The organism is Pseudorhodobacter sp. MZDSW-24AT, from assembly GCF_002794355.1.
GTDB lineage: Bacteria > Pseudomonadota > Alphaproteobacteria > Rhodobacterales > Rhodobacteraceae > Pseudotabrizicola.
Map to the genome: position 1 here is coordinate 1 of NZ_PGOI01000025.1, position 706 is coordinate 706.

Here is a 706-nt window from a genome sequence, read left to right on the forward strand (position 1 = left end):
GCAATATGGCAAAGAAAAACGCCGGATAACAAGAGCTTGGTGCACCACTCCGACCGCGGATCGCAATACCTGTCGATCAAATACACTGAACGGCTGGCCGACGCCGAAATCGACCTTTCAGTAGGCACCGTCGGTGACGCCTACGACAATGCGCTGGCCGAATGCGTGAATGACATGTTCTGGACTTGCCCGGGAAATGTGGAGAGCACCGACTGAGGAACCAAGAGGTGTTCTATGGGAAACAGGAACAGACCGACGCCGGAGTTTCGGCGTGAAGCGGTGCGGCTGGCACTGACCAGCGGCAGGACGCGGCGGGAAATCGCGCAGGATCTTGGCATTGGCTTGTTGACGCTGACGCGGTGGCTGGGTCAGGAGCGGGACACCGGTGAGCCGAGTGAGGCACCTGTCGATCTGCATCCCGAGTTGAAGGGGCTTCGGCGCGAGAATGCGGTCCTGAAGCATTTGAACCGGATCAGAAAACGATCCGGGGGATCGTCTTCCCGGCGAATGGCGACATCTTTAAAAAAGCCGCGGCCTTCTTCGCGAAAGAGGGATGTGGCGAGTGAACGCCATCGGTTTGAGAGACCCCGCCACGGATGACTTTCGGCTTCATCGAGGCGGAGAAGGCCAGCTTTCCTATCAGCCGGATGTGCCGTGTTTTTGGGGTCAGCCAGAGCGGCTTCTTCGCTTGGCAGGAACGCCCGGC

General features: G+C 59.1%; 1 protein-coding gene and 2 pseudogenes. 2 read left to right on the forward strand and 1 reads right to left on the reverse strand.

Features of this window, described 5'->3' with window-relative positions; all coding sequences use genetic code 11:
• Together CUR21_RS18465 and CUR21_RS19115 are read left to right on the forward strand one after the other, a co-directional pair.
• Window positions 1-180: pseudogene (locus CUR21_RS18465) on the forward strand (IS3 family transposase); the annotation flags it as partial.
• A 54-nt stretch (window positions 181-234) separates the two neighbouring features.
• A pseudogene (locus CUR21_RS19115) lies at window positions 235-438 on the forward strand (transposase); the annotation flags it as partial.
• A 34-nt stretch (window positions 439-472) separates the two neighbouring features.
• Here the strand turns inward: CUR21_RS19115 and CUR21_RS18980 are convergent.
• On the reverse strand, window positions 473-706 hold a 234-nt coding region (locus CUR21_RS18980; protein WP_232622867.1), incomplete at its 5' end, for a hypothetical protein.